Raw genomic sequence first — 5,665 nt, 5'->3', positions numbered from 1 at the left:
AAGTTCAGATGTGAGGTGTGGGTTTGAATTATGTATGTGCCGACCGTTTTGGTTATCATTGCCGTCTGTTTTTTCTGTTTTCGACTTCGATTTCAGCGTCTTGACGATCAATTCCCGGAAAGCTTCGAGATCAGCCAGCAGACTTTCCATCTCAGCAGCCGACGGACGGCGCGGCAGGCTTGCGGAAAGCAGATTGAAATGCTTCTGCATCTCGATCCATTCGCCGGCAATTTCCTCTTCCAGCGCGATTTCGATGAGCTTGGTGATGTCACGCCGGCAAAGTGTCAGGCGCTCCCTCAGGCGCTTCCATTCGAGTCTGGCGGCCATCACCTGAGCCGCCTGCGCCTCGATCTCGCGAGCGCGCACCAGGAGTGGCGCCAGGCTGAAGCCAAAGGCCTCACCCAGCCCGCCTTCGCCGTTGCGGCGGGCAAAACGTTTCCCGTTCGGGCTATCCCGCCGGATGATCAGGCCCGCTTCCACCAGCATCGCCAGGTTCCGCCGCAACGTCGTGCCGGCCATGCCGTGCGTGCGAAGCGACAGTTGCTCGTTCGACGGAAAGACGACGAAACCGTTGGCCTCGGCAATCTCGTTCTTCGGATAGAAGGTCAACAGCGCGTTGAGAACAGCCAAGGCACGGTCCGATACGCCGACCATGTCCTTTGCTTCGCAGAGTGCACGAAAGATCTTCCACTTGTCGACCGATGCGTCCGGATCGACCTTGCTGGCGCTTTCCTGGCTTGCCAGCATGCCAAGCGTCATCGATCGCCGCCCGAAGGGCGTCGATACATATTGAGGTTCCATGTCCCTCACCTTTTCTCAAGGCAAAAGAAAGCTACCACCCAAAAGGATGCCGAAGATGCTTGACAGTGATTCGAGGAAGTGCGATTCTCAGATTGTCCAGATATGAGAAAGGCTTCCGCGACGGCAACGTTCGGAGGCTTTTTTCTTTTGCGGCCTATTCTCCTGCTTGCAATTTGCCGGCCCGATAGGCTTCGTAAAGCTCATCGAGACGGCGTGAAATGTAAGCGCCGAAATCCGGCGCATCGCCGGTCTTCAACGCGATCGTGAAGGAATTGCCGGCGCTCTTGATTCGGCCGGCAATCTTGCCGCCGCTCTTCGGCTTCCAGTCATATTCCGTGGTTTCGGGCTTCGCCTCTTTCTTGGCGAGCTCGGCAACCAAAAGCTCGAAACGGCGGTCGCTCTCTTCCGCCAGGAAACTTCCCGAAGCAATGAGCTTCGCAAGCCGGGCGGCCGTCATCCCGTTCCAGTCCTGGGCAAGCGCCATCCACCTGCGTCGCCCGATGCCAGGCGCGGCTCCGACCGACCTGACGATTTCGGCGGGGATGGCTTTTGCGACGGATATCAGCTTCGATAGCTCCGTCTTATCCGTCGACAGCGCTTTCATGATAACGGGACGCTCAAAACCCTTGAGCTCGAGATTGAGGGCAAAGACCGCGCGCTCGATATAAGAAAGGTTCCGACGCGCCGAATTCTCAATGCCCTGCGCGATGACGACATCGGTATCGTCAAGCTTACGGACGATCGCTTGAACCTTGAGCCCGAGCAGCTTGACCGCCTGCAGGCGGCGATGGCCGTAGGCGATCTGGTAGCGGTCCTCATCATTGGGATGGCGGCGAACGAGGATCGGCACTTCCTGGCCGTTCTCAGCAATCGACTGCACCAGCTCGTCTTCCGTATCGAGCGGCTGGTCGGCAAGGCGGTCGCGGACGAAAGAGGAATCGATCAGATCAGGATCGAGCTCGACGATGCGTTCACCGGAGAGCAAAGCCTCCTGCATCGCCCTGCTCTCTTCCTCCATGCGGCCAAGAGTCAGCGCCATCGTCCGAACCGGCCCGGCCGATCCGCGCGAAGATGGCTCCTCGTAGTTGGCCGCGGCCAACTCCTGCGCCGTATCGTCGAAGAGGCCTTTCAGGCGATCGCGTCTGCTCATGTGCGGCCCCAGGCTTTGTGAATACCGGCGAGAACCTCGCTGTTGGCGGCATTGACCGATTCCAACGCCCGGTCATAGGTCGAGCGGCGCACCTGCCCTTTCTCGATCTCGTAGAGCGTCTGCTTGGTCAGACCGACATCGGCGATTGCCGTCGATTTGAGAATGGTCGCCGTCAACACGTCATCGCTGAAAAGACTGCGCAGCAGCGCAACGATCTGCGACTGCGGCGCATCGAAGGGTTCGTGACGAGTGACGACATATTTGATGAAGTCATGCTGCAGGTCGCCGCCGGCCTTGCGTACGACGGAAAGCAGATCTGAAGTCATCAGCAGGAACTGCGACATGGAAGCGACGTCGACCATCTGCGGATGGATGGTGATGAGCAGCGATGTTGCGGCGCAAACGGCGCCAAGCGTGAGGTAACCAAGCTGCGGCGGGCAGTCGATCACCACGATGTCGTAATCGGCCTCTACCTCGGCAATGGCAACGCCAACGCGACGGAAGAACAGCTCGCCCGGCCGCTGCCGATCGTTCAGTGCCCGTGGCGTCTCGTGCTCGAACTCCATCAGCTCGAGATTGCCCGGCACCAGATCCAGTCCGTCGAAATAGGTCTTGCGGACAATCTCCTTCAGCGTCTTGCGGCCCTCATCGTAACGAATTGCGCCATAGAGCGTATCGCCCTCGGAAAGATCGAATTCGGGCTGAACGCCGAGCATTGAGGAAAGCGAAGCCTGCGGATCGAGATCGATCGCAAGCACCCGGTAACCCGCCAGCGCCAGATACTGCGCCAGATAGAGCGTCGTCGTTGTTTTGGCCGAGCCGCCCTTGAAATTGGTCACGGCAACCGTCTGCAGCTTTTCGCCAGGACGGCGCCACGGCTGATAGGACAGCGCGTCCTTCGGCTTGAGCTTCGCCATATACTGGCGCAATTCGTTGATCTGACCGAGTGTGTAGGAACGCCGGCCATTCTGGGCAAGATCCGGCTGCGGTCCCTTGCCATCCAGTGAAAGCTGGCGAAGATAGCCGTCCGAGACGCCGATCATCTGGGCCGCCTCGCCGGAGGAGAATGTTCGTAGCGTCTTTTGCGAGAGCGGCGGAAACAGCTTGTCACGGAGGAGCTTCAGTTGCCGCGAAAGCTGGTTCGCATGCCGCTCGATCCGTACATCTGTCGTCGATACGCTAATGTTGTCCAAAACACCCAATCCTTTTCGATGCGCTTTTCTGTCAACATAGCGTCAAAAAGCGTATCAAAAGTGACACGATTCGGGATTTGCAGCAACAATAGGGCTAAGCCGCTATCCACAGGCCCGGTTGGCCGCGGCCAACTCATCCTTCAGCCCTTGCGACGTCCAAGCTTTTTCGGCATGACCGCCAGGACTCAACGGGGAGTATCCGCTTGAAGCATATCCATATCATCGGCATCGGCACGGGCAACCCGGAGCACCTGACCATACAGGCCATCAACGCAATGAACGCAGCCGACGTGGTCTTCCTGCCGGTCAAGGGCGTCGGCAAGGAAGAGCTCGCCGAAATCCGGCGGGATATCTGCGACCGCTATATCACACGGCAGGCCGGCAGGATTTCAGAGTTCGCGGTGCCGCAAAGGCAGACGGCAGACAAGACCTATGTGCAGAGCGTCGACGCCTGGCACGGTGAGATCGCCGGCATCTATGCAGAACTGATCTCCGGTCTCCCGGATGATGGCAGCGGCGCCTTTCTCGTCTGGGGCGATCCCAGTCTCTACGACAGCACGATCCGCATCATCGAACGCGTGCGGCAGGAAAGCAGCCTGGATTTCGATTACAGCGTCATCCCCGGCATCACCAGCATCCAGGCGCTGGCGGCCAGCCACAGAATCCCCGTCAACCTCGTCGGCAAACCGATCGAGATCACCACAGGGCGCAGGCTGGCGCAGGATGGACTTCTAACCGACAGCACCGTCGTCATGCTCGACGGCGAACAGGCTTTTGCGAAGATCAACGATCCCGATGCCGAGATCTTCTGGGGCGCCTATCTCGGAACCAAGGACGAGATCGTCAGATCAGGACGACTTGGCGACATCGCCACCGACATTCTGACGCTCAGGACCGAGGCCAGGCAGCAGCACGGCTGGATCATGGACATCTATCTTCTGCGCAAGGGACTGGATTTCGACGAATAGCCAGTGCGAAGCCTTTCCCGCATGCTTTGCCGGCCCGGCTGCGATCATGTAAGAAGTGGCCAGAGGATCGAGAATGAGCACTATGGCCGCAAAGGCAAGCGACAGGACAGGCAAGGCGGATCTGCACGGTCGCCCGGCGGCAAAGATGCGTAGACGCGGCGCCTGCCCCGCCCTTGCCGCGCCCATGCCGACCGGCGACGGTTTCCTGGTACGGCTGCGGCCGGCTGGCGGCGCGCTGACGCTGTCGCAGTTCGCAAGCCTTGCCCGCTCCGCCGCAGCACATGGAAACGGCATTCTCGAAATCACCGCCCGCGGCAATCTGCAGATCCGAGGCCTTCGGGCTGAGACCGTCGGACAGCTCGCGGCCGATATCGATGCCGCCGGTATCACCGTGCCGGAAGGGCCGGCAATCGAGACATCGCCGCTGCACGGCATCGACCCGGAGGAGATAAGCGATCCGGCCGTGATGGAAATGGCCTTGCGCAGTACACTCCACGATCTGCTCGCCTCGCCGCGGCTCGCGCCGAAGCTCTCGCTTATCGTCGACGGCGGCGGATCCTTCGGATTGTCAGCACTGTTCGCCGACATTCGTGTCGTCGCGCAATTCGACGCGGATTGGCTTGTCGCGATCAATGGCGACGGTGAAACTGCAATCCCAGTCGCGATCGGTCCTGCCGAGGCGGCAATATCAGCCGTCGGCGAAATTCTGAGCTTGTTGGCGACCCTCGGGCAGGGCAGGCGAGCAAGGGATATCGACGCGACGCTTCTGCGGGCGCGTTTTCCCGCGATGGATGGCTTTCAATTCATTTCGTCTCGCGCGGCAGTCATGCCGCTTGCCGGCTCGCACAGGCTTGACGACGGCAAAATCATACTCGGCGTCAGGCCGGAATTCGGGCAGATGAGAGCGTCCGATCTGGTCGCTTTGCTCGATCTGGCAAAGGCCCGTGGCGCAACAGCCATCCGGCTTGCGCCCGGCCGCGGTTTCTTCCTCATCGGGCTTTCCGACGATGCAGTGCTGGCTATGCAGATCGCCGCAGCCAGACATGGCTTCAGCAGCCAGCCTGGCGAGAATACCGAGCATATCGCCGCCTGTGCCGGCGCCGGCGCGTGCGGCTCCGCCTTTTACGAGACCCGAACTCTGGCGCGCCGTCTCATTGCCGCAGCACCTGCCCTTTTCGACGGTTCGCTGACGCTGCATCTATCCGGCTGCGCCAAGGGCTGCGCTCATGCCCGGCCGGCGCTGACCCTGACGGGCTCAGCGGAAGGTTATGGCCTCATCCTCAATGGGCTTGCGGCGGATCTGCCGGACGAACGGATCGCTGGCGGTCGGATCGATTTCGCTATAGAGAGGCTCGCCCGGTCCATCGAAGACAACAAAGACGCTGGCGAATCGACCGCCGCCTGCCTTACACGGCTCGGCGCAACCGGTGTTTCGAAGGCGCTGCGACAGGAATAGGAATGCCAGACTACGATTATATCCGCAGCGGCGATGCGATCTACGAGCGTTCCTTTGCCATTATCCGTGCCGAGGCCGATCTTTCGCGCTTCACCGA

Annotated in this window: 5 protein-coding genes and 1 pseudogene; 3 read left to right on the top strand and 3 right to left on the bottom strand. The window is 60.3% G+C overall.

What is annotated here, in order from left to right; all coding sequences use genetic code 11:
• From repC to repA, 3 genes are all read right to left on the bottom strand, one after another.
• The coding region (gene repC / locus AC1D1Z_RS33205; RefSeq protein WP_477853098.1) for a plasmid replication protein RepC at window positions 1-801 on the bottom strand (801 nt) is incomplete at its 3' end.
• A gap of 154 nt (window positions 802-955) precedes the next feature.
• On the bottom strand, window positions 956-1,951 hold the full coding sequence (gene repB / locus AC1D1Z_RS33200) for a plasmid partitioning protein RepB (protein WP_047618203.1): 996 nt from the start codon (window positions 1,949-1,951) through the stop codon (window positions 956-958).
• Window positions 1,948-3,144, bottom strand: coding sequence for a plasmid partitioning protein RepA (repA, locus tag AC1D1Z_RS33195; RefSeq protein ID WP_047618201.1), 1,197 nt, complete (start codon window positions 3,142-3,144; stop codon window positions 1,948-1,950). The genes repB and repA overlap by 4 nt, the downstream gene beginning before the upstream one ends.
• Window positions 3,145-3,347: 203 nt before the next feature.
• Between repA and cobF the strand changes: the two genes are divergently transcribed.
• The 3 genes and pseudogenes from cobF to cobH all read left to right on the top strand — a co-directional run.
• The gene (cobF, locus tag AC1D1Z_RS33190) at window positions 3,348-4,112 is read left to right on the top strand and encodes a precorrin-6A synthase (deacetylating) (protein ID WP_477853095.1); all 765 of its coding nucleotides are present in this window, start codon (window positions 3,348-3,350) and stop codon (window positions 4,110-4,112) included.
• Between the two features lie 73 nt (window positions 4,113-4,185).
• Entirely contained in the window at window positions 4,186-5,568 is a 1,383-nt protein-coding gene (gene cobG, locus AC1D1Z_RS33185) for a precorrin-3B synthase (protein WP_477853093.1), read from the top strand.
• Window positions 5,569-5,570: 2 nt separating this feature from the next.
• Window positions 5,571-5,665, top strand: a pseudogene (cobH, locus tag AC1D1Z_RS33180) (precorrin-8X methylmutase); the annotation flags it as partial.

The organism is Rhizobium sp. P1_E1 (genome assembly GCF_056406015.1).
Note: the sequence above shows the minus strand (reverse complement) of the source record. Positions and strands in the feature narration are given on the sequence as shown.